At 63.8% G+C, this 23013-nt stretch carries 22 protein-coding genes; 10 read left to right on the top strand and 12 right to left on the bottom strand.

The window, feature by feature from the left end:
- Positions 1-40 precede the first annotated feature (40 nt).
- The 4 genes from CEW83_RS04000 to CEW83_RS03985 all read left to right on the top strand — a co-directional run bounded on the left by CEW83_RS04000 (position 41) and on the right by CEW83_RS03985 (position 5360).
- Positions 41-2521 (top strand): circularly permuted type 2 ATP-grasp protein, encoded by a 2481-nt coding sequence (locus CEW83_RS04000; RefSeq protein WP_108948188.1) that lies wholly within the window; start codon positions 41-43, stop codon positions 2519-2521.
- Entirely contained in the window at positions 2518-3498 is a 981-nt protein-coding gene (locus CEW83_RS03995; protein ID WP_108948187.1) for a transglutaminase family protein, read from the top strand. The genes CEW83_RS04000 and CEW83_RS03995 overlap by 4 nt, the downstream gene beginning before the upstream one ends.
- 37 nt (positions 3499-3535) lie before the next feature.
- Entirely contained in the window at positions 3536-4435 is a 900-nt protein-coding gene (locus CEW83_RS03990; RefSeq protein ID WP_108948186.1) for a histone deacetylase, read from the top strand.
- A 79-nt stretch (positions 4436-4514) separates the two neighbouring features.
- On the top strand, positions 4515-5360 hold the full coding sequence (locus CEW83_RS03985) for a DUF429 domain-containing protein (RefSeq protein WP_108948185.1): 846 nt from the start codon (positions 4515-4517) through the stop codon (positions 5358-5360).
- A 33-nt stretch (positions 5361-5393) separates the two neighbouring features.
- Here CEW83_RS03985 and gdhA read toward each other — a convergent pair whose 3' ends face one another.
- From gdhA to mltG, 7 genes are all read right to left on the bottom strand, one after another.
- Complete coding sequence (gene gdhA, locus CEW83_RS03980; RefSeq protein ID WP_108948184.1) at positions 5394-6737, bottom strand: NADP-specific glutamate dehydrogenase; 1344 nt, start codon at positions 6735-6737, stop codon at positions 5394-5396.
- Between the two features lie 84 nt (positions 6738-6821).
- Positions 6822-7475: an ankyrin repeat domain-containing protein gene (locus CEW83_RS03975; protein WP_108948183.1), complete on the bottom strand. Its 654-nt coding sequence runs from the start codon at positions 7473-7475 to the stop codon at positions 6822-6824.
- Positions 7462-8232, bottom strand: a complete 771-nt coding sequence (locus tag CEW83_RS03970; RefSeq protein ID WP_108948182.1) for a TatD family hydrolase — start codon at positions 8230-8232, stop codon at positions 7462-7464. Before CEW83_RS03970 ends, CEW83_RS03975 begins: the two co-directional genes overlap by 14 nt.
- Before the next feature lie 7 nt (positions 8233-8239).
- Positions 8240-8605, bottom strand: a complete 366-nt coding sequence (locus CEW83_RS03965) for a PilZ domain-containing protein (RefSeq protein WP_108948181.1) — start codon at positions 8603-8605, stop codon at positions 8240-8242.
- Entirely contained in the window at positions 8602-9651 is a 1050-nt protein-coding gene (gene holB / locus CEW83_RS03960; protein WP_108948180.1) for a DNA polymerase III subunit delta', read from the bottom strand. The genes CEW83_RS03965 and holB overlap by 4 nt, the downstream gene beginning before the upstream one ends.
- Entirely contained in the window at positions 9648-10280 is a 633-nt protein-coding gene (gene tmk, locus CEW83_RS03955) for a dTMP kinase (protein ID WP_234418985.1), read from the bottom strand. Before tmk ends, holB begins: the two co-directional genes overlap by 4 nt.
- A gap of 11 nt (positions 10281-10291) precedes the next feature.
- On the bottom strand, positions 10292-11281 hold the full coding sequence (gene mltG / locus CEW83_RS03950) for an endolytic transglycosylase MltG (RefSeq protein ID WP_108948178.1): 990 nt from the start codon (positions 11279-11281) through the stop codon (positions 10292-10294).
- Between the two features lie 153 nt (positions 11282-11434).
- Between mltG and CEW83_RS03945 the strand changes: the two genes are divergently transcribed.
- Genes CEW83_RS03945 through CEW83_RS03935 form a run of 3 tightly spaced genes read left to right on the top strand, consistent with a single transcriptional unit; the run spans position 11435 to position 13575 of the window.
- Entirely contained in the window at positions 11435-12463 is a 1029-nt protein-coding gene (locus CEW83_RS03945; protein ID WP_108948177.1) for a YgfZ/GcvT domain-containing protein, read from the top strand.
- A 21-nt stretch (positions 12464-12484) separates the two neighbouring features.
- Entirely contained in the window at positions 12485-12793 is a 309-nt protein-coding gene (locus CEW83_RS03940; RefSeq protein WP_108948176.1) for a DUF4936 family protein, read from the top strand.
- The gene (locus CEW83_RS03935; protein WP_108948175.1) at positions 12784-13575 is read left to right on the top strand and encodes an NRDE family protein; all 792 of its coding nucleotides are present in this window, start codon (positions 12784-12786) and stop codon (positions 13573-13575) included. The genes CEW83_RS03940 and CEW83_RS03935 overlap by 10 nt, the downstream gene beginning before the upstream one ends.
- Here the strand turns inward: CEW83_RS03935 and CEW83_RS03930 are convergent.
- The 3 genes from CEW83_RS03930 to tadA are packed head-to-tail and all read right to left on the bottom strand — an operon-like array spanning position 13520 to position 14903.
- Positions 13520-13954, bottom strand: a complete 435-nt coding sequence (locus CEW83_RS03930) for a GNAT family N-acetyltransferase (protein ID WP_108948174.1) — start codon at positions 13952-13954, stop codon at positions 13520-13522. The two genes, CEW83_RS03935 and CEW83_RS03930, sit on opposite strands and share 56 nt — an antisense overlap.
- Positions 13951-14430, bottom strand: coding sequence for a L,D-transpeptidase (locus CEW83_RS03925; RefSeq protein ID WP_108948173.1), 480 nt, complete (start codon positions 14428-14430; stop codon positions 13951-13953). Before CEW83_RS03925 ends, CEW83_RS03930 begins: the two co-directional genes overlap by 4 nt.
- Positions 14431-14438: 8 nt before the next feature.
- Complete coding sequence (tadA, locus tag CEW83_RS03920) at positions 14439-14903, bottom strand: tRNA adenosine(34) deaminase TadA (protein WP_199915201.1); 465 nt, start codon at positions 14901-14903, stop codon at positions 14439-14441.
- Positions 14904-15009: 106 nt separating this feature from the next.
- Here tadA and CEW83_RS03915 point away from each other — a divergent pair, with 106 nt between their 5' ends.
- Positions 15010-17076, top strand: a complete 2067-nt coding sequence (locus tag CEW83_RS03915; RefSeq protein ID WP_108948171.1) for a GGDEF domain-containing protein — start codon at positions 15010-15012, stop codon at positions 17074-17076.
- On the top strand, positions 17076-19037 hold the full coding sequence (locus tag CEW83_RS03910) for a tetratricopeptide repeat-containing protein (RefSeq protein WP_234418984.1): 1962 nt from the start codon (positions 17076-17078) through the stop codon (positions 19035-19037). The genes CEW83_RS03915 and CEW83_RS03910 overlap by 1 nt, the downstream gene beginning before the upstream one ends.
- A gap of 93 nt (positions 19038-19130) precedes the next feature.
- Here CEW83_RS03910 and CEW83_RS03905 read toward each other — a convergent pair whose 3' ends face one another.
- Positions 19131-20087, bottom strand: coding sequence for a toll/interleukin-1 receptor domain-containing protein (locus tag CEW83_RS03905; protein WP_159099381.1), 957 nt, complete (start codon positions 20085-20087; stop codon positions 19131-19133).
- Positions 20088-20281: 194 nt separating this feature from the next.
- Here CEW83_RS03905 and CEW83_RS03900 point away from each other — a divergent pair, with 194 nt between their 5' ends.
- Positions 20282-21724, top strand: coding sequence for a putative nucleotidyltransferase substrate binding domain-containing protein (locus tag CEW83_RS03900; protein WP_108948168.1), 1443 nt, complete (start codon positions 20282-20284; stop codon positions 21722-21724).
- 45 nt (positions 21725-21769) lie between these two features.
- Here CEW83_RS03900 and pcaF read toward each other — a convergent pair whose 3' ends face one another.
- Positions 21770-22975 carry a 3-oxoadipyl-CoA thiolase gene (gene pcaF / locus CEW83_RS03895; protein WP_108948167.1) on the bottom strand — a complete coding sequence of 402 codons (1206 nt, stop codon included), beginning with the start codon at positions 22973-22975 and terminating at the stop codon, positions 21770-21772.
- Positions 22976-23013 lie beyond the last annotated feature (38 nt).

Here is a 23013-nt window from a genome sequence, read left to right as displayed (position 1 = left end):
CCCCGGATCATCCCGGGGTGCGGCGTTATTGTGTGAAAACATGCCGGCTGGTCTCATAAACAATTACCCGCGCAGCGACAATCGTTTCGACGAAATGTTGTCCGAAAGCGGTACGGCACGTCCGCACTGGCAGGCATTTGCCGAACGGATCGAGAGCTTCTCCGACGACGTTCTGACCCAGCGGTCTGACTTCGTGCGCGGTGCAATCGAAGCGGACGGCGTCAGTTACAACGTCTACGCCGACCCCAAGGGCACCAAACGCCCCTGGGAACTCGACATGCTGCCCCTGATCGTCGGCAATGACGAATGGCAGATGCTGTCGTCGGCGATCGCTCAGCGCGCACGCCTGATGAACGCCATTCTTGCCGACCTGTACGGACCGCAACACCTGCTGTCCGAAGGTCTGCTGCCATCGGCACTGGTGTTCGGCCAACATGGATTCAAGTGGCCCGCCCGCGGGGTGGTGCCGCCAGGCAATGTCTGGCTTTTCAGCTACGCTGCCGATCTTGCGCGGGCCCCGGACGGTCAGTGGTGGGTGATCGCCGACCGCACGCAGGGCCCTTCGGGTGCGGGTTATGCGCTGCAGAACCGGATCATCGTTTCGCGGGCGTTCCCGGACGCCTTCCGTGAGCTGCACGTCAATCCCCTTGCCAACTATTTCCGCACCATGCAGGACAGTCTCGCGCGCCTGGCCCCTTCCGATGGCGAAGTCCCGCTGACCGTTCTGCTCACCCCCGGCCCATACAACGAAACCTATTTCGAACACGCCTTCCTGGCGCGCTACCTGGGCTTCCCGCTGGTCGAGGGGCAGGACCTCACGGTGCGCGACAATACGGTGTATCTCAAGACCTTGCGCGGTCTGCGACGCGTGCATGCCATTCTGAGACGTCTCGACGACGACTTCTGCGATCCGCTCGAACTGCGCTCGGATTCGGCGCTCGGCGTTGCAGGCCTGCTGGGCGCAATCCGCGCCGGGCGCGTACTGATGGCCAATGCGGTCGGCAGCAGCGTGCTCGAGTCCGGCGCCCTGTTTGGTTTTCTGCCCGCAATCTGCGAGCGACTCCTTGGCGAGAAAATCGCCATGCCATCGGTCGCGAGCTGGTGGTGCGGCGAGCCGCCTGCTCTTGAATACGTGCTCGAGCACCTCGACGAACTCGTGATCAAGCCCGCCTTCCCCAGCATGCGGATGGAGGCGGTCTTTGGCCACGAGCTCAAGGGCGAGGCACGCAAGCAGATGATCGAAAGCATCCTCGCCCAGCCGCATGCCTACGTTGCGCAGGAATGGGTGCGGCTATCCCAGGCACCGGTATGGAACCATCGGCTCGTGCCGCGCTCGGTCGGTATTCGCGTCTTTGCGAGCGCCACGCCCGAGGGCTACACCGTAATGCCAGGTGCGCTCGGCCGGGTCGCGCCGCGTGCCGGGATGGAAGTCATCTCGATGCAGCGCGGCGGTCTGTCGAAGGACACCTGGGTGCGGGCAGAAGCGCCTGTGGTGCGGCATACCCTGCTCAAGCGCCGGCTCGGCGTCATCGATCTCGTTTGTGGTGGGGCCGACATTCCTTCGCGGGTGGGTGAGAACCTGTTCTGGATGGGACGCTACGCCGAACGCGTCGAAGCCAGCGCCCGGTTGCTGCGAGCCGCGCTCGCCCGCGCCTCCAGCACCGACTCCGAGGCTGAGCAAGGTCTTGCGGGTCTGCTGCAGGCCACGCGTCGCCTTGGCATCGTGGTCGATGCCGAGGATGAGGACAAACCCGACGACGTTCAGTCACAGTTGCTGCGCGCGCTGCTCGATCATACCCAGCCGGGCTCGGTCGCAAGCAACCTTCGCGCCCTCAGTTTCTCCGCCAGTCAGGTGCGGGAGCGGCTGTCTTCCGACAACTGGCACGCGCTGAATCGCCTCGAACAGCTCCTCGCGGAAGACATCACCAGCACGGACCAGGCCATGTCCGCGATCGATCGGGTCATGCAGTCGTGCATCTCCCTCGCCGGTTTCGCCATGGACGACATGACGCGAGACGAAGGCTGGCGCTTCCTCATCCTCGGACGCCGCATCGAGCGCCTAGAAGGCCTTTCCGGCCTGATGAGCGTCCCGATGCAATCCAGACCCGAGGCACGCGAACGCATGTTCGAATGGCTGCTGGAAGCCGCAAACTCGATCGTGACCTATCGTGCGCGCTATCGTCGCATGCCCGAATTGCTGCCTGTTCTTCACCTGCTGGTCTTCGACCGCACCAATCCGCATTCGGTGGGATTCCAGGTCGACGTCCTGCAGAAGTATCTCGCACGCAGTTCGCGCGAGCTCGGCCACCCTTACCCCTCGCTGATGATCGACCCACTGGCGCGTCGCCTGGAGAACTTCGACCTCACGCGCTTCGAAGCCGATGACTGCGAACTTGCGCTCGGTACGCTCACCACCCTGCTCAACGAATCGATCAGCGCGGCGTTCAAGCTCTCGGACGAAGTGCATCGACGCTACTTCACCCACACCTTGCGCCCGATGCAGCTGCGGAGGGTTGCATGACCGCCATTCGCTATCATATCCGCCACGACACGCTGTATCGCTACGATCAGCCGGTCGGCGAGTCGCGCCAGATGCTGCGCCTCACACCCCGCGAACTGCCGGGCCAGCGCTGTATTTCGCACCGGATCGTCGTGACTCCGGAGCCCCAGCGTACGGAAGACTTCCCCGACGGTTTCGGTAATCCGGTGCGCTCGCTGCACTTCGAGCAGGACCACGACACCCTCCTCATCCGCGCCGATAGCTGGGTCGAACTCGATCCGCGTCCGCAGCCCGATCTCGCCGCCTCCCCCCCTTGGGAGGAGGTACGGGACGAGCTCACCTATCGCGCAAAACACATCATGAGCCCGAAGCAGCTCGAGGCCAGTGCGTTTCTCTTCGAGTCCACCCACGTTCGCGTCAAGCGCGACTTTGCCGACTACGCTGCCGCCGATTTCAGCGAAGGCAGACCGCTGCTCGAGGCTGTTCATGGGCTGATGCAGCGCATCAACAAGGAATTCATCTTCGATCCCGAAGCGACGGACAACTCGACACCCGTCACCGAGGTGCTTGAGAACCGTCGCGGGGTGTGTCAGGACTTCGCACATCTGATGCTTTCCTGCCTGCGCTCGATTGGAGTCGCCGCGCGTTATGTCAGCGGCTACATCCTCACCCGACCGCCTCCGGGAAAGCCGCGCATGGTGGGTGCAGATGCGACGCACGCCTGGGTTTCGGTGTTCTGCCCTGTTACCGGCTGGATTGATTTCGACCCCACCAATTCGCTGATCCCGGACCGTGAGCATGTCACCATCGGCTGGGGACGCGATTTCGGCGACGTATCGCCCTTGCGTGGGGTGATTCTCGGCGGCGGCGGTCACGAACCCGAGATCGCTGTCACGATGGCACCCGAGGCCGAATTCGAGTCCCTGTATACCGACGCAGATGCGCCGGTCGCCGACCTGTTGCAGGGCAACTACGAGATGCAGTCACAGGAGCAATAGGCCTCAGCGGCCGACCGCTCCGTTCGACACGCGCAGATTGAAACTCTATTACGCGGACCACTTCGTACTGCCCCTGCCCGAGGGACATCGCTTCCCGATGGTGAAATACGCCCGGCTGCGCGAACGCCTGCTGGCCTCGGGTCAGTTCGACGCGAGCGACTTCCGTGTGCCTGATGCCGCCAGCGACGAAGCCATCCTGCGCGCACACGATGCCGGATACCTGACGCGGGTGCGAGACGGTGAGCTCGACAAGGCCGAGATCCGCCGCATCGGTTTTCCGTGGTCGGCCGGGATGGTCGAGCGCTCGCGGCGTTCCGCAGGCGCAACGCTTGCGGCCTGTCGTACGGCAATCGACGAGGGCTGCGGGGTCAATCTCGCGGGCGGCACCCATCACGCCCATCGTGACTGCGGCTCGGGTTTCTGCGTCTTCAACGATGCGGCCATCGCCGCCCTGGCGATGCGCGCAGAGGGGCGTGCACGGCGGATTGCGGTGATCGACTGCGACGTCCATCAGGGCGACGGAACGGCGTCCATTCTTGCAGCGGAAGCCGATATCTTCACCTGCAGCCTTCATGGCGAACGGAACTTCCCCTTCCGCAAGCAGACCAGCGACCTCGACATCGCCCTCCCCGACGACACCGCCGACGAAGCCTATCTTGCCGCACTCGATACCGCGCTCGCCCACGTGTTCGGGGTGTTCAGGCCGGAGCTCGTGATCTACCTTGCCGGCGCCGACCCCTATCGCGGCGATCGCCTCGGCCGCCTTTCCCTGAGTATCCAAGGGCTGGCATCACGCGATGAAAGAGTGCTCGCTCGGTGCAGGGCTGCATCTGTCCCCGTTGCCGTGGCGATGGCGGGTGGCTATGCCCACGAGATCGACGACACGGTCAGCATTCACGTTGGCACAGTCCTCACCGCAGCCCGCCTGTTTGCCTGAGCGACAACTGTTTGCACCGACGGCGGTCAAAGCCCGGTAGGGTGGCGACCTCAGGACCACGAGAACGGAGCACGGATTCATGAACAAGGACGCGCAAAACGCCTGGAGCGGACAGGTCCGTCTGATCGGCGTGGACTTCACCTCGGCTCCACGACCGCGCAAACCGATCACGGTCGCGTGCGGTCACCTGAGCGGACAGTGCGTGTTCCTGGAATCACTCGAAACCTGTGTCGACTGGACGGCATTCGAAGCCGTGCTGGCGCGCCCCGGCCCCTGGCTCGGCGGCTTCGACTTTCCCTTCGGACTGCCGCGCGAGGCGGTGCTCGATCTGGGCTGGCCACTGGAATGGGCTGCGCTCGTCAGACACTGCGTGATCCTGGGGCGCGAGCGGTTCCGCACCATCCTCGACGAATACCGTCAGACCCGCCCGTTCGGACAACGCTACGCGCATCGCCAGACTGATCGCCCGGCGCATTCCCACAGCCCGCTGAAACTCGTCAACCCGCCGGTCGGACTCATGTTTTTCGAAGGCACACCAAGACTGCTCGAAGCGGATGTTACCGTGGCCGGCATGCACTGCGCCGACCCGGCACGGGTTGCGGTTGAGGCCTACCCCGGCCTGCTTGCGCGCAGTATTACGCTCGACTCCTACAAGAGCGACGAAAAAAAGAAACAGACCTCCGTGCGTCACGAAGCCAGAAAGCGTATTGCCATCGCCTTGCGCGAGGGGGCACACCCGCTCGGGCTCAGGCTGGCGGGCGACAGCGCCTTGATCGAACAGATCATCGCCGACGCCAGCGGCGACCTGCTCGACGCAACACTTGCGCTCGTTCAGGCGGGCTGGAGCCTGCAGGCGGGTCCGCCGAACTTCGGTCTGCAGGACGGTTTCGATCCGCTCGAAGGCTGGATTGCGGGCCTTGCCTAGGCGTACGGTGAGGCACGCCCAAGGCAACAAAGATCAGATCACGCCCTGAGCGAGCATGGCATCGGCGACCTTGACGAAACCCGCCACGTTCGCGCCATCCACGTAACTCACCGAGCCATCCTCGCGCTGGCCATAACGAAGGCAGGCGGCGTGAATGCCTTTCATGATCTCGAGCAATCGACGATCGACCTCTTCACGCGTCCATGCGAGGCGCATCGCGTTCTGGCTCATCTCCAGGCCGGAGGTGGACACGCCACCCGCATTACTCGCCTTGCCCGGCGCGTAGAGCACACCGCGCTTTTCGAATATTGTCACGGCCTCGGCTGTCGACGGCATATTGGCGCCTTCGGCAACGCAGGTCACACCGTTGCCCACCAGCACTTCGGCGTCGTGTCCGTTCAGCTCGTTCTGGGTCGCACAAGGCAAGGCGACATCCACCGGCACGTGCCACGGACTCCGCCCCGCTTCAAACCGGGCACCGACGCGTTCAGCGTACTCACTGACACGCCCGTAGCGATGATTCTTCACATCCATCAGGATCTCGAGTTTCTCAACGGTAAATCCGTCATCATCAATGACCGTTCCGCTGGAATCCGACACCGTAATCACTCGAGCACCAAGTGCAATCGCTTTTTCCACTGCATATTGCGCCACGTTACCCGCCCCCGAGACAGAGACGCGCATTCCCTCAAGCGAGCGTCCGACATGGCGCAACATTTCCTCGGCGAAATACACCGTTCCGTACCCGGTCGCCTCAGGGCGCACGAGCGAGCCACCGAAACTCAGTCCTTTTCCCGTGAACACGCAGTCCGCGCGATTCGTGAGCTTCTTCATCATGCCCGTCATGAAGCCGATCTCACGCCCCCCAACACCAATGTCCCCTGCGGGAACATCCGTATCCGCTCCGACATGGCGGAACAGTTCGGAGACGAAAGCCTGGCAAAACCGCATGATCTCGCCCGGGCTGCGTCCCTTGGGGTCGAAGTCGGAGCCACCTTTGCCTCCGCCCATGGGTAAAGTGGTCAATGCATTCTTGAATGTCTGTTCGAAGGCCAGGAACTTGAGGATCGACAGATTGACCGAAGGGTGAAAACGAATCCCGCCCTTGAATGGGCCAATCGCCGAGCTGTGCTGGATACGATAGCCCCGGTTAACACGCACGTCGCCATGGTCATCGACCCAGGACACCCGGAACTGAATGGCCCGTTCTGGCTCTACCAGCCGGTCAAGCAGACCATGTTCTGCATACCGTGGATTGGTTTTGATGAACGGCCACAGACTGACGATGACTTCGGTCACTGCCTGCAGAAACTCTGGTTGCCCGGGATTGCGCTCGGCAACGACAGCTAGAAACTCGGCGGAACTCTGGTACTTCATCCGTGACTCCAGGTTGAAACGCACAAAAGTCGTGCATTTTTACCTAAAGCGGATTTTTATGCACTATTAAAGTGCAGAGCGAACTTAGCGGCGCCTCGTGTGTGCGGCCTCGATGATTTCTGCGATATCGGTGTTTCCATTCGAGCGTGCCCATTCGACAGCACTGACACCCGCTTCATTGCGCCTATCGAGCGGCACGCCCAGATCGACCAGATGGCGCACCAGATCGATATGACCGTTCCGGGCCGCCAGCATCAACACATCGGACTTGTTGGGTGCAAGTGCGTTGATGTCGGCCCCTGCAGCCAGAAGCTTGTCGAACAAGCCCATGTGCCCTTCAAAGGCCGCGTAGTGCAGCGGCGTCCACCCATCGTGATTGAGCGGCGCATCCGCTGCGAGCAGCACGTCCACGACTGCATCGTGCCCACCGAGTACGGCGAGCATCAGCGCAGAGTCACCCGCCAGATTGCGGTAACCGACGCGCGGGCGAAACTTGAGCAAGGCCTCCACGGTTTCAGTGTTGCCTTCGCGGGAGGCGATGATCAGCAGCGTGTTGCCGTTCGCATCCACCGTATTGGGGTCAATGCCCCGCGCCAGCAGACCGGTGAGCTGCCGGGTGTCGCCCATGCGGGCGGAGCTCAGCGCATCGTCGTAGCTGCCCGCCGAAACGGTACCGGCAAGCAGAAAACTGCTCGCGGCCGCGAGCAGGAAGGATCGAATGATTTCAGGCTTTAGCATGGCGGAATAGACGGAAAAAGTTCTCAGTAGTCGCCTGCTCGACGGCATCAAGCGGAAGATCGCGCAATCGCGCGATTTCTTCGGCTACATGCACCACCCATGCAGGCTCGTTGGTCTTGCCCCGATGCGGCATGGGGGCAAGATAGGGCGCGTCCGTCTCGATCAGCATCCGCTCGAGCGGCACCCAGGCAGCGACTTCCTTGAGCGCCTTCGCGTTACGGAAGGTCACGATGCCAGAGAACGAAATGTAGAACCCCATCTCGATGGCCGCCTCTGCGACTTCACGTGACTCGGTGAAACAGTGCATCACCCCGGCACAGTCCGAGGCCTTCTCTTCCTGCATCAGGCGCAGCGTATCCGCGGCCGAATTGCGGGTATGAATGATCAGCGGCTTGCCGCAGGCCCGTGCGGCACGGATGTGCGTGCGAAAGCGCTCACGCTGCCATTCGGGTTCGTCCTTGTGCCAGTAGTAGTCGAGTCCGGTTTCGCCAATCGCCACGACCCGCGGATGGTCTGCCAGGGCGAGCAGACGCTCGACATCGGGCTCTTCGCAATCCGAATTGTCCGGATGCACGCCGACCGACGCCCACAGATTGCCGTGGCGCTCGGCCAGGCTTCGCACGCGCGGAAAGTCCTCGAGATTGACGCTGATGCACAGCGCCTGACCGACACGCTTGTCGGCCATTGCGGCGAGGATTTCGTCCTCACGCGCAGCGAGATCGGGGAAGTCGAGATGGCAGTGTGAATCTACGAACATCAGCTACTCAAAGGGTATGGGTGGGCCGGGCCGAGCCCAGATGACCGGCCAGGATCTGTTCAATGCGGTGACGCAAGGCGACACCGGCCTCGTCGCTGGAAAAATGTACGCCGATACCCGGCGCCTTTCCGCCCTGCGCGCCCGATGGCGTAACCCACACCACGGTACCCGCGATCGGGTGCTTGGTCGGATCGTCCATCAGCTGCAACAGCATGAAGACCTCGTCGCCGAGATTGTAGGTCTTCGGCGTGGGCACGAAGATCCCGCCATTGGCGAGAAAGGGCATGTAGGCTGCGTACAGGGCCGACTTGGAACTGATGTTCAGCGACAGCACGCTCGGACGTGCTACGTGGGTGCGACTGGCTTCGCTCAAGTCCGGGCTCCTTTCACTGCGCGTGCATAGCGCATCAGCATGTCTTCAAGAAATAGGCGAAGGTTCAGCGGGTGCGTGGCGACGCGTCGAATCTGGGCGATCTCATTGTAACAGCTGCTCGCAGCCGCCACGCTCATGCGGCCAGCCAGCGCCGAGAGCGCTTTTTCCTGTGCCGGAAAGAAGCGCACCTGGCCGCCAAGACGCAGGCTGACCACATCCGCGACCCAGCGCTGCATCCACTCCACCAGCGTGCTCAGGCCGAAACCGGCTGCAAGGGCTTCCTTGGATTTGAGCCAGGCCTCCCATTGCCCGGCCAGCCTGAGCGCGTCCGGTTCTCCCGACAGATCGCGCACGAAGCGCTCCAGCAAGCCAACGCCGCCCTGCTCCGCCAGCCGCTTCGCCGCCAGGGGCATGCCGCCTGCCAGTGCAAGCAGGCCCTGCATTTCCGTGCGTTCGCCGGCCAGCCAGGCTGCACGCTGGGCCGCATCGGGACGCGGAAAGCTCCATTGCTGACAACGGCTGCGAATCGTCGGCAGCAACCTGCGCGGTGCCGAGGATACGAGCAAGAAGCTGCAGCCCTCGGGTGGCTCCTCGAGCAGCTTGAGCAAGGCGTTTGCGGTGAAGGTGTTCATTGCCTCTGCCGGATCGAGCACGACCACCCGTTGCGCGCTGTGATGCCCGGTCACTGCGAGCGCGGACTGCAGTTCGCGGATCTGATCGATCACGATCTGATTCGACTTGGGCTTGGCCCCCGTTGCATCGCCTGCAGGCGCATCCTCGCCGGCATCGGCCTGATCTGCCGCCGCGGCCGGGACCACGCGATAGAAGTCCGGATGGTTGCCCGCCTCGCGCCACAGGCAGGCGTCGCAGCGGCCGCAGGCATGACCGTCAGCCAGCGGTGACTCGCACAGCAGGCGGGCGGCCAGGCTTTCAGCCAGTTCGCGCTTGCCCAGCCCCGGCGCCCCGACGAACAGCAGCGCATGCGGGAGCTTGCCCTCGAGCGCAACCAGTCTGCCCCAGGTCGGTTGAAGCCATGGCTGGATCATGCGAAGAAGCGCTCCTTGATCAGGGTCTCGATTTCTTCCCTGATCTGTTCCGGCGAACGATTGGCATCGATCACGCAGATGCGCCCGGGGGCATGGCGGGCGCGTTCGAGGTAGGCCTCACGCACGCGCACGAAGAAGTCCCGCTGTTCGCGTTCAAAGCGGTCGGGATCGGCGCCCGTCGAGGCCACCCGGCTCGCAGCGACCTCGGGAGGCAGATCGAACAGCAGGGTGAGGTCAGGTTGCAGGCCCGGATGCACCCAGGTTTCAAGTGCCGCAAACTTTTCCGGTTCGAGGCCGCGGCCACCGACCTGATAGGCGTAGGTTGCATCGGAGAAACGGTCGCACACCACCCACTCGCCCCGCAGCAGTGCGGGCTCGATGCGCGCTGCAAGATGTTCGCGTCGGGCGGCAAACATGAGCATGGCCTCGGTTTCGAGGTGCATCGGTTCATGCAGCAGGAGCTCGCGCAGCGACTCACCAAGCCGGGTTCCACCGGGCTCGCGCGACTGCTCGACAACGAGCCCGCGTGCGCCCAGCAGCGACACCACGGCGGCAATCTGACTGCTCTTGCCGGCGCCATCGATTCCCTCGAAGGTAATGAAACGCCCTTTCTGCACCTCTGCTTCCAACGGACTACTCCTCAGCGCTGATAGCGATCGACCGCGCGATTATGATCATTGAGATTGCGCGAGAACTCGCTGCTGCCATCCCCGCGTGCAACAAAATACAGAAAATCGGTTTTCTGCGGCCGGACCGCAGCCTCCAGGGAGTCAAGACCGGGCATGGCAATCGGTGTGGGCGGCAGTCCCGCGCGGGTATACGTATTCCACGGATGATCGGTGTCCAGGTGGCGGCGGCGGAGCCGACCGTCGAAATCCTCGCCGAGGCCGTAGATCACCGTGGGATCGGTCTGCAGGCGCATGCCGATGCGCAAGCGGTTGGCAAACACCGATCCCACCACGCTGCGATCCTCCGCGCGGCCGGTCTCCTTTTCGATGATCGAGGCCAGAATGAGCGCTTCGTACGGCGTGCGCAGCGGCGACGTTTCGTCTCGGGCGGCCCAGACTTCGTCGAGGCGCTTGTGCATGATCTGGTAGGCACGTGCAAGCAGCGCCAGCGCGCTCGACTGCTTGTCGAACAGATACGTGTCGGGGAAGAACAGACCCTCCGGGCTCGGCTCACTCGCGCCGATCCGGCTCAGGATCTCCGCGTCGCTCAGCCCTGCGGTATCCGCCTGCAGGTTCGGGTTGGATTCGAGGGCGGCCCGGACCTGGCGGAAATTCCAGCCTTCGACCAGCAGCACCTCGCCCTGCGACACGTCACCCGACGACAGCTTCAGGATCAGCAGCCACGGCGTGATGCCTTCATGCACTTCATAACTGCCGGCCTTGATCAGGCTCGCCTTGCCCGCCAGTCTGGCCAGCCAGTAAAGCACGGCCGGCTTGAGTTCGACGCCGGCGGCGGCGATGGCACTGGCGGCCTGACGCATGTTCGAGCCACGCTGCACGGTAAAATCCACGACCGGCTGCTTGAGCGAAAGCGGGCGATGGGCAAACCACCACCCGACCGATCCCATGATGACGGCGGCCAGCACAACAACGGTAACGAGGCTGAGGAAGAGTTTCTTCATCGAAAATCGTGTGGCATTGCCCGCCGGCCATGACCGGCCGCCAGACAACACCAAGCTAACAAGGGACTGCCGGATCGCGGCGGGGCCCTATAATACTTCATCGCCACGGCCGACGGCCTGCCCCCAAACACCCTGATACTGACCGACAAGACCATGACAACCTGGACAGACTTTCTTTCCGGCGAGGGAGCGACCCTCGACGACAACTTCGTATCGTTCGGCGACGCAACGGCCGAGGCCGCCGCGCTTGCGACAGGAACGCTTGCAGTGCCGCTGCTTCACCTCGGACTGGTACAGAGCACGGGCCCGGACTCGGCCGCTTACCTCCACAACCTGTTTTCCAACGATGTGAACAAGCTGCCTGCAGGCAGCGCACAGTGGAACAGCTTCAACAGCCCGAAGGGACGCATGCTTGCGAGCTTCCTGCTGTGGCGCGAAGAGGACGGCCACAGCCTGCTGATGTCGGCCGACATCCTGCCGGCGATGCACAAGAAGCTGTCGATGTACATCCTGCGCAGCAAGGTCAAGCTCGCCGACGCAAGTGCGACCCGGGCGCTGATCGGACTTGCCGGTGCGAAGCTCGGGGCCTGCCTCGAAGCAGCAGGCCTGCCCTTCCCGGCCGCAGACATGCAGGAATCTCTGGCTGACGGCATCCGTATCGTTCGCATCGGCGCCGAGGCAGCCATCGCAGTGGTCGATGCCGACGCCGCACCCGACTTGTTCCGCAGGATCCGCGCAGCAGGCGCCATTCCGGCGGGCACCAACGCCTGGCATCTCGCAATGGTGCGCGCCGGGGTGCCGCTTGTGACTTCGGCCACGCAGGAAGAGTTCGTTGCGCAGATGCTCAATTACGACCTCATCGGCGGCATCAGTTTCCAGAAGGGCTGCTATCCGGGGCAGGAAATCGTCGCCCGTACCAAGTACCTCGGCAAACTGAAGAAGCGGATGTATCGCGTATCCATCGCTGCGGAAAGCGCACCGACGGCAGGCGCCGACCTCTACTCTCCTGCATTCGGCGACCAGTCGGCAGGCAAGCTGGTCAATGTCGCCGCGCTCGGAGACGGCAGCTTCGAAGCACTGGCCGTGATGCAGAACAGCTGTGCGGAGGATGGGGACGTTCACCTCGGCGCACCCGACGGCCCGGCACTCGCCGTTCTCGACCTGCCTTACGCCCTGCCCTGACAATTCACAGGTAACACGATCATGCCCGCAGACGACAGCTCGTTGAAGCATTACTTCATCTATTACCGTATCCGCGATGGCGTGGACGTCGATGACGCTCACGCCTCGGTGCGCAACATGCAGCTTGCACTCGGGAAAATGACCGGGGTGGTGGGCCGGCTGTTTGTTCGCGATCATGAGGACACGACCTGGATGGAGGTCTACGACGGCGTGGCAGACACGGGCGCCTTCGAGCAGGCGCTGCGCGAGGGCGTCGGGCAGCACGGGCTGGAAGGCATCATTCAGCCGGGCTCGGCACGGCACATGGAGTGCTTCGTCGAGTGTGTCTGATCGTCACCGGATGGCAGGCCCATCCGGATTACCCTCTGATCGTCGCGGCCAACCGCGACGAATTCGTCAACCGCCCGGCGAGTCCCGCCCACTGGTGGACCGATGCGCCGCAGCTGCTTGCCGGGCGTGATCTCGAAGCCGGCGGCACCTGGATGGGTATCAGCCGCAAGGGACGATTCTCGGCGCTGACCAATTTCCGCGACCCGAGCCAGCGTACCAGCGGCCTGCCCTCACGGGGTGCCCTGGTGCGTGCCGCGCTCGAGTCCGGGTCTGGCAGCCGCGAAACGCTTGAAAACATCGCACGCAGCAGTGCCGGCTATGCCGGGTTCAATCTTCTGGTGAGCGACGGCACCCGGCTCGGCATCCATGAAAGCACCACCGGTGCGGTGCGTTTGCTGGCGCCCGGCGTGTACGGGCTGTCGAATCATGTGCTCGACACCGAATGGCCCAAGCTCAAGCGGGCGCGAGACGCCTTCTCGGCGGCACTGCACACGCTCCCTGACAGCGAAGCCTTCCTGACCCTGCTAAGAGACACCACGCCGGTTGCCGATCATGAACTTCCGGATACCGGCATCAGCCTGGAGTGGGAGCGCCGGCTTTCCACCGCATTCATCGACTCGCCGACATACGGCACCCGCTGCTCGACCCTGCTGACGGTCGACCGCGGGGGTGAGGCCTGCCTTACCGAATGGACCTGGCTGCCCGGCGGGAAGCAGCGCAGCATCGTTACCCACCGCTTCGGAATCGACGCATCCGGCGGTGAACAATCCCCGCATCCATGAAGGTCTCGCCTTCGGCCACGAAGCCGTGCCGAAGGTAGAAGTCAATCGCGCTGACCTGGGCATTGAGCACCACTTCGTGCATGCGCCGATGCCAGGCTTCTTCCACCAGCGCCTCCAGCACCAGACCGCCGACGCCACGCCCGCGCCACGCCGCATCGACCGCCATGCGTCCGATGTGTCCGTCCGGAAGCAAGCGGCCGGTTGCCAGCACGTGACCGTGCTCCGCCAGCGCCAGCGCGTGCCGGGACAGCGGATCGTATTCGTCCAGCTCCAGGTCTGCCGGCACGCCCTGCTCGACCACGAACACGCGTTCGCGCAGCGGCATCGCACGGGGCGCGGCTTCAGTCCAGTCGAGCAGGACCAGTTCGATATCCTTCATTCAACAATCTCCACGCGCGTGCCGGCACTCACGAGTTCGAACAGTTCAACGATGTCGTCGTTGCGCATGCGGATGCAGCCATGTGAGCGTGGCTCACCCATCGGCTGGTCCTCGCCGGTCCCGTGGATGTAGATGTAGCGACGCATGCTGTCCACCCGCCCCCCACGATTGACACCCGGCTCTTCGCCGCACAGCCACAGGATGCGGGACAGAATCCAGTCCCGCCCCGGATGTGCTTCAGCAAAAGCAGGCGACCACACTTCGCCCGTCGGCCGGCGCCCGCGAAAAACCGTGCCCCATGCAGCCGACCGGCCAATACAGGCCCTGATACGGTGACGGCCGCGCGGCGTGCAGCCACTGTCCATCTGCTCGCCGGCACCATTGAGTGCCGTCGAGACACGGTAACGCCGGATGCAGCAACCGTCCTCGTCGAACAGATCAAGACGCTGGGTCGCGATATCGATACGGATGTGCATGAAGGCGCTCAGGCAATCAGGGTCTTGCCACGGCGCGCGGCAAAGAACGAGGACAGCATGCTGCCACAGGCTTCAGCCATCACGCCGCCGGTGACACTCGCGTGGTGATTCAGCCGCATTTCGGCGAACAGGTCCATCACGCTGCCGGCCACGCCTGTCTTGGGGTCGCGCGCACCGAACACCACCCGCGCAATGCGCGAATGCATGATTGCGCCTGAACACATCGCACACGGTTCGAGCGTGACGTACAGCTCGCAGCCCGGCAGCCTGTAGTTGCCGAGGCGTTCTGCCGCATCGCGCAGCGCCATGACTTCGGCGTGCGCGGTCGGATCATGACGGAGAATGGGCTGATTGAAGCCGCGCCCCACGACTTCACCATTCAGCACCACGATCGCGCCAACCGGCACTTCGCCGCATGCACCCGCCTCTCTCGCCTGCTCCATCGCAAGCAGCATGAAATCTTCGTCGTTCATCATCATCGTTGCGGTTCAACCAGCGCACAGTGTAGCTGACACCACCCATAGCCAATAATCAGGAAACGTGGAAGACTGCCCCCGTAACCTCACGGAACGAGTCGGCATGCTGCCTGATTCAACCTCAACGTCACGACAAGTCCGCCGTGTGCTGAACCAGACGTCGACCGCCTGGGTGGTGCTGGGTGTTTCACTGATACTCACGGTCATATCCTGGCAGTTCTCCGCGCACGCCTTTTTCAAGCGCGGCCAGGATCGCTTTCTGTTCCGTATCGAAAAGGAAACGGTCACCCTTATTTCGCGCATGCAGGCCTATGAGCAGGTTCTGCTGGGCGCACGTGCCCTCTTCGCCGCCAGCGACGAGGTTACACGGGGAGACTGGTACGCATATGTCGAAGGCCTTTCGATCAACGAGAACCTTCCGGGCATCCAGGGGACGGGTTACGCCCAGCTTGTCCGGGCTGAGGACAAGGCCTCGCATCTGCAAACCGTGCGTGCGCAGGGCTTTCCGTATTACGACATCGAGCCGAAAGGCGATCGCGAGACCTTCACGCCAATCGTCTATCTCGAACCCTTCGACGAACGCAACCGGCGGGCCTTTGGGTTCGACATGTTTTCCGACCCGGTTCGTCGGGAGGCAATGGAGCGTGCCCGTGATACCGGCTGGCCTGCACTGTCGGGCAAGGTCACGCTGGTGCAGGAAACGCAGGAGGACGTACAGCCCGGTTTTCTGATCTACCTGCCCGTGTATCACAACCAGATGCCGCAGGACTCGGTAGCACAGCGTCGGGCAGCCCTGCTTGGATTCGTATACAGCCCGTTTCGCGCCCACGACCTCATGCGCGGGCTGTTCGGCGAGCGTGACGAAGACACCGAGATCGAACTGTTCGACGGTACGCCAGAGCCCGCCAACCTGCTGTTCAGTACGAGCCAGAAAGTGCGCAAGGCGCGGCACAACGCCGACAAGCAGATCCGGATCGGCGGTCGCGAGTGGACCTTGCGCTTTCACAGCCGCCCGGAATACGAGATCGCCACCGTAAGCGTCCAGCCCTGGATCATCCTTTTTGGCGGCACCGCGCTGAACCTGCTTCTGTTCGCAGTGATGTTCTCCAACGCACGCCATGTGAAGCGGATGGACGCCGCCGCGCTCACCCTGGCACAGAGTCGCGACCGCTATCTCAATCTGGTCGATAACGTGCCTGGCACGGTTTTCCGTTCAGAGCCCAAGTCCACCTGGCGCTTTCATCATCTCAGTCCGAGCATCGGGGCGCTCACCGGCGAACCCGCAGATGCCTTTCTTGAAGGCCGCGTCTCCTACGCGAGGTTCATTCACCCCGACGACACCGCGGGCGTAAAGAGCAGCATCGACGCTGCGCTGCGCGCCGGCACGCCCTACGAGGTCGAGTATCGTATCCGGCAGCAGAACGGGCGTCTGCGCTGGGTGAGCGAACGTGGCCGAACCTCGTATGACGATTCAGGCAAGGCGCAATGGATCGATGGCGTGATCATCGATATCACCGAGCGCAAGCTCGCCGAAACCGCGATCAGGGAACTCGCCTTCTACGACCCGCTCACTCGGCTGCCGAACCGCCGGCTGCTGGACGACAGGCTCCGCCACGCGCTGCTCGCGAGTGAGCGCAGCAGATGCTGCGGCGCGGTGCTGTTCATCGACCTCGACAACTTCAAGCCGCTCAACGATAACCATGGACATGAGGTCGGCGACATGATGCTGTGCGAAGTCGCGCACCGCCTGTACGATGCCGTGCGTGAGAGTGACACCGTTGCCCGCCTTGGCGGCGACGAGTTCGTGGTCATGATCGAAAACCTCGGCATGGACTGCAGCGAGGCCACCGTCAAGGCGTGTCAGGTCGCCAACAAGATCCTCACCGCACTCAATCGGGAATACCGGCTTGGTGAACACGTCCATTGCAGCACACCCAGCATCGGCCTCACCACGTTCTGCGGTCTGGGACGCAGCGCCGGGCAGCTGATTCGGGAAGCCGATCACGCGATGTACAGAGCGAAGGAAGCCGGCCGAAACACCGTTCGCGTGTTCGAATACGATTCCACGGCCGCAGGAGACGAAGCGAGCGGCAAGCGCTGTGCCCCACCCGGACAGACATCCGGGTCCGACGCCGCGACCGCCGACCCTGAGCCGAAAGGACCGCAGTGATGCGCCACGCCTTTGTCGCGATGCCCTTCGGTTCCAAGCCCGGTCAGGACGGACTGGCAATCGACTTCGAGCGGATATTCGATGACTACATGCTCCCGGCGCTGCACGCAGCCGGGCTGAAGGTGTTTCGCACCAGAACGGAAGGCCCGCCCGGGGAGGCTGATGCCGACATGCTTCAGCACCTGTTGATGGCCGACGTCGTCGTGGCCGATATCACGCTGGACGACCCGAACGTCTGGCATGCACTTGGCGTACGTCATGCATTGCGCGCCTCCGGTGTGTTTCTCGTGCAAGCCACACAAGGCACGGCCACCGACCCCAGCCCCGGCGAAAATCAACGGCTGCGCTATCACCTTAAGGCGGGCGGACCCGATCCGGACTCCCTCATCGACGACCGCCAGCGCCTGAGCAACACGGTCAGCAGCTTACCGGACGCCCAGCACGGGACGAGCCCGATTCATCACGCCTTGCCGCATCTGCGCGAACCCGACTGGCGCACACTGCTGCCGGTACAGCGCAACGCGCTCACCGGGCCGTACGCGGCCTGGGCAGACCGCCTCGATTCCGCGCGCCCCGGCGACATCCTGGTGCTTGCAGACGAAGCCCCCTGCACTGCCCTGCACATCGCCGCCAGGCTCGCAGCCGGCGATGCCCTCATGAGGCTGCGCCACTGCGACTTTGCGCTGGAACAGTTCGACCGCGTGCTCGAACTCGAGCCCGGCCACATCCTCGCTCGCCGGCGCCGGGCAAGCTGCCTCGCACGCCTCGGTCGCGTGATCGAGGCACGCGAGGCGGTCTGCAGTTTGGTCACTGAGACCCCCGAGGCATCCGAGGCACCCGAAACACGCGCACTCGCCGGCAGCATCGACAAAGCCGACTGGATCAGCCGCTGGGCGCTCGCGGATGCTGCGCATGGCGCAATGCGTGCCCGGGCAGCGAGCGAGAACGCACCGCTGTCGGCTGCCATCGAACACTACCGTCAGGCCTTCATGCGCGATCCGTCGCGCTACCGTGCCGGCCTCAATGCGCTCACCCTCATGCTGCTTCGGCGTCACCTCGGCTGCGCAAAGGCGGCTGACGACAGCAGGCGCCTGAGCGACGGCCTGCAGTGGTCGATTGGCGCCGCACTTGCCTTGATGCCCGATGACTACCGGGTCAGATCAAGCGATGCGGAATACTGTTTGCTCCGGGGCGACCTGGCGCACGTTCGCGAGGCGTACCGGCATGCCACGGCCGTTGCCGGCGGCGACTGGCATGCGCTCGACTCAAGCCGACGCAGCCTGTGCCTGTTGCGCGACCTGGGCTTCCGGCCGGCCGAAACCGCTGCGGCGTTCGAGATCATCGACGATGCGCTCGCGCGCACCGAACCGCCCTTTGTCCCGCGGCAGATCTTCCTGTTCAGCGGGCACATGGCAGATGCGCCCGACAGAGCAACACCGCGCTTCCCTGCCGGCCTGGAGCCTGCGGCGGCCGCAGCAATCGGCGCCACGCTCGATGCGCTTGGCGCCGGGCCTGGCGATCTCGCACTGACCCAGGGGGCCAGTGGCGGCGACATCCTGTTTCTGGAAGCCTGCAAGGCACGCCAGGTTCGCCTGCACCTGATGCTGCCGCTGCCGGAGCCTGAGTTCCTGGCCCGCTCGGTTGCGTCGGCAAGGCACGGTGCGCGATGGCGCACACGTTATGACAGCATTCGGCACGCGCTCGACGATCCACCTCGCGTGCTTCCCGACGAGCTCGGTCCGCTGCCGGAAGCAGACGCCAATCCGTTCGAACGCTGCAACCGCTGGCTGCTCGCTACCGCGCTGTCCTGGGGCATCGACAAGGTGTCTTTCATCTGCCTGTGGAACGGCGAAGGTGGCGACGGCCCGGGAGGTACTGCGCACATGCATGCTGAAATGAAACGCAGGACCGGCAAGGTGAGCTGGATCGATACGCGGAAGCTGCCGCATCAGCCGGCATGAGCCGTCGTCTGCGGTACGCATGTGACTGCATGGGACGGAACCGCTGCCTGCATTGCGGGCAGTGTCAGAGAACAGGTCGAGGTCAGGCTTCGCTCACGGACGACGGACGATGAAGCTCACCTGATCGGCGGCCTGCAGCCCGCTACCGGCGTCGAGGCGGAAGCGGATTTCGTCACCTGCACGCACGCCACGATAACGATGAACCAGGATGCGCTCGTCGCCGGCGCCATAGTCTGCCCGCGTCCTGAGCTCGAACTGAAGCCCGTCATCGGTCAGCCTGCCCGCCTCGATCGCCCGGGGCACACCCAGAAAACCGGCTCGTCCGCTCAACTCGCCCCCCTCGACAACAAACTCGAAGCGCTCTTCCCGGGTGACACCCCAGGGGTAATCCACCGTCCCGCTCCAGACGCCCGCCACCCCGTCGCCATCCTCGTTTGTCGCGGAACCTGCCAGCAGCCATGCCACAACTGCGACCGCGAAGGTCGCGCACAGCAGCGCGAACACGCGCCCGGGGCCATGCCTGCCGCCAACGGTTGGCGCCTCACCCGCACTGCGGCGCTGTTCCGGGGAACCCGGCTGTGGCAGCTCAATGCCAAGCACGCCGGGCCCGGCCAGTGCATCCGCGAGCAGTGCCACATCGATCTTCCATGAGGCATCCCGCAGTACGACCGCCTGGCGCGTAGCGACCTCCCGGATCGAGGGCGGCAACATCGAGGGCTCGGGCATCGTGGCGCCACCCACCAGAACCGGCACGATTGGCGTGTCCGACGCAAGTGCAAGCTCGATCTCGCGGCGCACGAAGTCGTCGGCGTGCCCAAGCCGTGGTCCGGTTTCGGTCGGCTCCAGCCAGCGTGGGCCGATGAGCACAAGCACACCGCGCACCTGGCTGATGCGGGTCTGGATCACATGTTCGAAGTTCTCGCCCGGTGCAATGTCATCAACGTCGCGAAACACCGAGCCCTCGCCGAAGCGCAACTCAAGCGCATCGGTCAGACGGCCTGCGTGACCGGCGCTATCGTTGCGCCGATAGGAAACGAAAAGCAGTGACATGCGTGCTGGCTCCAGCGAAACCCGGTGAGACCGCAGCACACCGTCCTTCGATTCAAGCATGTGCAAGCTACGATCGCCAGTTTCGATCCTGCCTGTGACAGCGTGCGTGTGGCGCGAACGCCGTCGCCGTCCTTTCCCCGCGGCATGGCTATAATGTTCCCTTCATGCAAACCTGTCCGGGAGCACACCAGTAGATGGCTGAAGACAATCAGTTTTTTCGTGCGGTCAGGGACTTCTGCCAGCGTGATGTCGTGACCTGTGCGCCGGGCGACAGCCTGGTGGACGCAGTCGGCATCATGCGGTCGAAAAACATTTCCAGCATCGTCGTGATCAGCGACGGGAAACCGCACGGCATCTTCACCGACCGCGACCTGCGCAACAAGGTCGTCGCCCAGGGCAGGACACCGACCGAACTCACGGTTGCCGACATCATGCATTCGCCCCTCACCGTGATCGGCGAAGACGATGTGCTGTACGAAGCGCTTTACCGCATGTCGCGGCAAAAGATTCATCGCCTGGTCGTCGTCGATGACGCGGGCTTGCTTACCGGCATCATCACCGACACCGACATCCTGCGCCTGCAGGCGCATTCGCCGCACCAGCTGGTGCTCGACATCGAGAAGGCTGCGTCCATCGACGACCTCCGCGACCTGCATGCCCGCATCCAGCAACTCGTGCTGCATCTGAGCGGCACCGGCATCGCCATCCGCGACCTGGTGAAACTGATTGCCAACCTCAACGATCAGGTCCTGATCCGTCTGATCGGACTGCTGCGTGCCGAGAGATACCCCGACCTCACCGATGGCTTTGCCTTCGTGGTGATGGGCAGCGAGGGCCGCAGCGAACAGACCCTGTCCACCGATCAGGACAACGCGATTGTCTATGACGATGCGCTTGGCGGCGACGAGATTGCCCGCCTCGAGGCGTTCTCGGTCGAACTGATAGACTGCCTGATTTCAATTGGCGTCCCGCCCTGCCCCGGCGGCATCATGGCAAAGAACGCGGCATGGCGGCGCAGCCTTGCCGACTGGAAGCAGACGCTGAACCGCTGGCTCACCACGCCGACGCCAGAGCACGTGATGACCGGCTCCATGTTCATGGATCTGCGCACCCTGTATGGGCGTGACGATCTCGTCCAGAACCTGCGCGACCAGGCCTTCCGCACCATGAGCGAGGATCAGGGCTTCCTGATGCGGATGGCACAGAACATGACCAACTTCCTGCCGCCGCTGAACTGGCTGGGGCGGATCAAGGTGGAAAAGTCGGGGCCCCATCGCGGCATGGTCGACATCAAGAAGGCAGGCATCTTCGCCATAACCGACGGCATCAAAGCACTCGCGATCGAAGCCCGCAAGCTCGATGGCAGCACCCACGACCGCATGGAGGCGCTGGTCGCTGCAAAGGTCCTTAAAGCGGGCGACGCGGCGGACCTGCGTGCCAGCTTTGACTTCATGGTCAAGCTGCGTCTGCGCGGCCATGTCGAGGCCCTGCGCGCGGAAGCCACCCCCACCAACTACATCTCGCTCGAGCTCCTCAACGCGATGGAAAAGGGCGAGCTGAAGCTGGCCCTGGAAGGCGTTGCGCGTTTCCAGAGCTTCATCAAGCACCATTTCAACCTGCAACTGCTGCGCAACTGATGTCCCGCGCGCCGGGCGGCGAATTCCGTCCCGCCCGGCCGCAGGCTAAACGCGCTCCAGCAACAGGGCGATGCCCTGGCCCACGCCGATACACATCGTGCACACCGCGTAGCGTCCGCCGCTGCGCTGCAGTTGCCAGGTCGCCGTCGTCACCAGGCGTGCGCCGCTCATCCCCAGCGGATGACCGAGCGCAATCGCGCCCCCGTTCGGATTCACATGCGCGGCATCATCGGCCAGCCCGAGCCCGCGCAGCGTCGCCAGTGCCTGGCTGGCAAAGGCCTCGTTGAGCTCAATGAAATCGATCTGCTCGATGCGCAATCCGGTTCTTGCCAGCAGCTTCTGGGTCGCCGGCAAGGGGCCGATGCCCATGATGCGCGGATCGACACCCGCGGTTGCAGTAGCCACGATGCGGGCACGCGGCGTCAGTCCATTCCGCGCAGCAGCGGCTTCGGAGGCAATCAGCAGTGCGCAGGCGCCGTCATTTACGCCAGAGGCGTTGCCGGCGGTCACCGACAGATCGGCGCCGTTGATGCCCTTGAGTCGTGCCAGCGCTTCGAGCGTCGTGTCGGGGCGCGGATGCTCGTCCGCCGTCACCCGGTCCACCACGCCCTTCTTGCGCGGTACATCCACCGCAACGATCTCATCCTCGAACACCCCGGCATCGAAGGCCGCTTTCCAGCGTTGCTGGCTGCGCAGCGCGAAGGCGTCCTGATCCGCGCGGCCGATCCCGAACTGGGCGGCGACGTTGTCCGCGGTCTGTGGCATCGAGTCGATACCGAAGCGCTCCTTCATCAGTTTGTTGACGAGGCGCCAGCCAATGGTCGTGTCCTCGATCGAACTGCTGCGACTGAAGGCCGTGCCGGCCTTGGGCACCACGAAGGGCGCGCGTGACATCGACTCCACGCCCCCGCCGACACCGATGTCGATCTCGCCGGCACGGATCGAACGCGCGATGAAGGACACCGCATCCATGCCCGAACCACACAGCCGGTTGATCGTGCTGCCCGGCACCGACACCGGGTAGCCCGCAAGCAGCAGCGACATGCGCGCCACATTGCGGTTGTCCTCGCCCGCCTGATTGGCGCAGCCGAGCACGAGCTCCTCGATCGCAGCCGGATCGAGTCCGGGATTGCGCGCCAGCAACGCTGACAGCGGTACCGCCGCCAGATCGTCGGGACGAACGGTGGAAAGCGCACCACCGTAACGCCCGATGGGCGTGCGGACGGCGTCGCAGACGAATGCTTCGACCATGGAAAACCTCGTATTGAATGAATCGGACAGGCGCTTGC

It is taken from the genome of Parazoarcus communis, from assembly GCF_003111645.1.
In the GTDB taxonomy this organism is placed as follows: Bacteria; Pseudomonadota; Gammaproteobacteria; order Burkholderiales; family Rhodocyclaceae; genus Parazoarcus; species Parazoarcus communis_A.
Note: the sequence above shows the minus strand (reverse complement) of the source record. Positions and strands in the feature narration are given on the sequence as shown.

Bases quoted from the DNA above. Each gene is read 5' to 3' on its own strand.
- CEW83_RS04000 (WP_108948188.1), top strand. From the start codon at position 41: ATGCCGGCTGGTCTCATAAACAATTACCCGCGCAGCGACAATCGTTTC.
- CEW83_RS03995 (WP_108948187.1), top strand. From the start codon at position 2,518: ATGACCGCCATTCGCTATCATATCCGCCACGACACGCTGTATCGCTAC.
- CEW83_RS03985 (WP_108948185.1), top strand. From the start codon at position 4,515: ATGAACAAGGACGCGCAAAACGCCTGGAGCGGACAGGTCCGTCTGATC.
- gdhA (WP_108948184.1), bottom strand. From the start codon at position 6,737: ATGAAGTACCAGAGTTCCGCCGAGTTTCTAGCTGTCGTTGCCGAGCGC.
- CEW83_RS03975 (WP_108948183.1), bottom strand. From the start codon at position 7,475: ATGCTAAAGCCTGAAATCATTCGATCCTTCCTGCTCGCGGCCGCGAGC.
- CEW83_RS03970 (WP_108948182.1), bottom strand. From the start codon at position 8,232: ATGTTCGTAGATTCACACTGCCATCTCGACTTCCCCGATCTCGCTGCG.
- holB (WP_108948180.1), bottom strand. From the start codon at position 9,651: ATGATCCAGCCATGGCTTCAACCGACCTGGGGCAGACTGGTTGCGCTC.
- mltG (WP_108948178.1), bottom strand. From the start codon at position 11,281: ATGAAGAAACTCTTCCTCAGCCTCGTTACCGTTGTTGTGCTGGCCGCC.
- CEW83_RS03945 (WP_108948177.1), top strand. From the start codon at position 11,435: ATGACAACCTGGACAGACTTTCTTTCCGGCGAGGGAGCGACCCTCGAC.
- CEW83_RS03940 (WP_108948176.1), top strand. From the start codon at position 12,485: ATGCCCGCAGACGACAGCTCGTTGAAGCATTACTTCATCTATTACCGT.
- CEW83_RS03930 (WP_108948174.1), bottom strand. From the start codon at position 13,954: ATGAAGGATATCGAACTGGTCCTGCTCGACTGGACTGAAGCCGCGCCC.
- CEW83_RS03925 (WP_108948173.1), bottom strand. From the start codon at position 14,430: ATGCACATCCGTATCGATATCGCGACCCAGCGTCTTGATCTGTTCGAC.
- tadA (WP_199915201.1), bottom strand. From the start codon at position 14,903: ATGAACGACGAAGATTTCATGCTGCTTGCGATGGAGCAGGCGAGAGAG.
- CEW83_RS03915 (WP_108948171.1), top strand. From the start codon at position 15,010: ATGCTGCCTGATTCAACCTCAACGTCACGACAAGTCCGCCGTGTGCTG.
- CEW83_RS03910 (WP_234418984.1), top strand. From the start codon at position 17,076: ATGCGCCACGCCTTTGTCGCGATGCCCTTCGGTTCCAAGCCCGGTCAG.
- CEW83_RS03905 (WP_159099381.1), bottom strand. From the start codon at position 20,087: ATGTCACTGCTTTTCGTTTCCTATCGGCGCAACGATAGCGCCGGTCAC.
- CEW83_RS03900 (WP_108948168.1), top strand. From the start codon at position 20,282: ATGGCTGAAGACAATCAGTTTTTTCGTGCGGTCAGGGACTTCTGCCAG.
- pcaF (WP_108948167.1), bottom strand. From the start codon at position 22,975: ATGGTCGAAGCATTCGTCTGCGACGCCGTCCGCACGCCCATCGGGCGT.